This is a genomic window from Halomicrococcus pelagicus (assembly GCF_050954125.1).
This window is the reverse complement of sequence record NZ_JBPBWC010000042.1, coordinates 1-2444: the sequence shown is the minus strand read 5'-3', so window position 1 is coordinate 2444 and position 2444 is coordinate 1. Positions and strand designations below refer to the sequence as shown.

Below are 2444 nucleotides of genomic sequence, written 5' to 3'. Positions count from 1 at the left end.
CCTCTATGGACTCGTACTTGGGGGAACGTACGATTATCTCGCCGGGCATCGAACGTTCATGAGTCAAGAAGCCGCCGAATTAGATACCCACCGCTGACGGCGATGACCTAGTAACCGGGTTTTGGCGCGCCAAGTTTTTTGCCCCGAATGTTGGTATCGTCATTCGCTGGCATGTGATAGCGACATTTTCTGTTATCCTATTATACCGTGTAGGAGTCTAATTCCAAGCATGAGGATGATCCCAAGGAGGAATACGAGAAAATAGAGACTTGACCGAAGCAGATTTTCTTCGCCCTTAATTTCAGGAATCAAGTCGGAGCTGGCGATATAGATGAAATTCCCGGCCGCAAACGGGAGAAGGAATATCGGTAGGTCGGTAACCATGTCGCTGACCAAAAAGCCAGTGATGCCACCGAGAATCACGGTTACTTGCGTGAGGTAGTTGAGGAGCAGGGCTTGACGCCGGTCGAATCCGCTATAGACGAGAACGCCAAAATCACCGATTTCTTGGGGGATTTCGTGCAGTGCGATCGCGAGCGAAGTGACGATTCCGAGCGGAATCCCGAGTAGGAATGCGCCGGCGATAACGAGACCGTCGATGAAATTGTGCAGCGTATCCGATATCAAGACGAGATACGAGACGGGCTCATGTTCGTGGGTCGCGGTGTGGTGGTGATGCCAGTGAAGGAATTGTTCCAGGACGTAAAACAGACAGAATCCGCTGATAAGATAGAGGAATAGAGGGAGTGTATCGGTTGTTCCTGCCTCAGCGATTGCACGTGGAAGAAGGTGGAGGAATGCGCCGCCGATGAGACTGCCAGCAGCGAGGGCAACGAGTCCCAGCAGTATTTCATCCACGAGCTCGTCCTGGAGGAACAGTGTGAGAACACCAATCCAGGCCGTGAGACTGATGCCGATTGTCGTGCCGATAATCCACCCAAAGGGCCCCATCGCTCAACAAATCGTGGAGAGATGACATAAACCATCTAGACAGTCGATTCCAACGACTTTGTGAAAACATCTATACCAGGTTTTGAAGAGCAAGAGCACCCAATGAGTATATTCTGGTTGGGAGCCTACGTTCACAAGCCATGCCTCATTGGCATCACCACTGCGGCTGCCCGCATCATCGCCGTGGTCACCTGTGCCCGTGGTGTGATGGGCCGGAGTACTGGCCCCAGACACGAGATGAATGGGAAGAACCATCACCGGCCGAGACTGACCTTCGTTCGCAGCAACTTGCCGACCTCCGTGAGGCAGTCGAACAGCTCACTGAGCGAATAGACGAGCTGGAGAACGACTAACTCCGAGTGACGTCACAGACACCAAATCGGATGACCGGAACCGATGTCAGCCACCGATTTCCTTGCGATGACGACGAGGAGGTTCTTGACTGTACTCCTCTCGTGTTGACCACCCAGTTAACTGGCGTCTGGTCCCCGCTCTCGTTTCGGGTCGCGTCCGAGAACGCTAGCGACGGACTCGACGCGGTCTTCGACATGCTGGTTGCGCTCTCCCTGTTCGTCAACTTCCAGCGAGGAGATGATACGGTCGCCTTCCACCGCGTCGTGTGCTGCTTTGACGGCGTCGAACACTTCATTGACGTCATTGGCTTCGATGACCGTATCCGTCGCGGTCATCTCGTACGAGATGTCGAAATCGTCGAGTGCTTCGATCGCTTGGGCGATATCCTGTGAGAGGCTTCCTTCGTGGACTGGGATGACCTCGAATCTGGCGATTACTGTCATGTTTGGTCTCCATCTATAGTACAGGTATCGACTGCTCCGCTGCACGGCGGCATACGAGAACAGTTCTCATATGCATTCGGGCCAACGAACGCTCGTCTTCGAGGCGAGACGCAGGGTTCATCTATCGCCAGTTGACCGAATCGGCCGCTGACGGTCTCACCGCTGCGAACACCGGTTGAACGAAAGCTTGCTGGGTTCCCTAACCGTCGCTACTGATACAAGAGCGGTGGGAACTGTTAAACGACTGAGTCAGCCGCTCCGAGAGCAGTTCTCTCGGCACGAAGCAGCTGCATCCTCTTCTGATCGAGATCGCGAGCCTATTTCATTCGCGCCCTGTATTCAGTACGGACTCGCCGAATTATCACGGATTGAGGGTTTCAAGAGAGTAAAGATGGAGGGCTCGAACGCGTCAACGGCCGTCAGTCGTCGGCAGTCTCGGCTAGCAATTCCCTGACCCACTCGTCGGGGCGTGGCGGCGAGCAGTCGCCGGGTTTGAGCAGCGCCGATTCTGACGCGACTTCATGCCCGCTCGGTTGGACGACCAGCGGCGACGGTGAGTTTCTAGGTCGTTCGAATAGTTAATACTGGGATCGACGATGTACGGAGAACGGTCCGCGCGACACTCCCCATAAAGAGTCTGTCGAAGCCCGTCTGTCCACGTGTCCCCATCACGACGAGGTCAGCACGGTAGTCATC

3 protein-coding genes are annotated in these 2444 nt (G+C 54.8%); all 3 read right to left on the bottom strand.

Annotation, left to right across the window (positions count from 1 at the left end; all coding sequences use genetic code 11):
• Window positions 1-192 precede the first annotated feature (192 nt).
• Window positions 193-951 carry a ZIP family metal transporter gene (locus ACRYA2_RS26515; protein WP_433634800.1) on the bottom strand — a complete coding sequence of 253 codons (759 nt, stop codon included), beginning with the start codon at window positions 949-951 and terminating at the stop codon, window positions 193-195.
• Window positions 952-1421: 470 nt separating this feature from the next.
• Window positions 1422-1748, bottom strand: a complete 327-nt coding sequence (locus tag ACRYA2_RS26510) for an MTH1187 family thiamine-binding protein (protein WP_433634798.1) — start codon at window positions 1746-1748, stop codon at window positions 1422-1424.
• 561 nt (window positions 1749-2309) lie between these two features.
• Window positions 2310-2444, bottom strand: a 135-nt coding sequence (locus ACRYA2_RS26505; protein WP_433634802.1) for a universal stress protein, incomplete at its 5' end; no start/stop codon positions are given.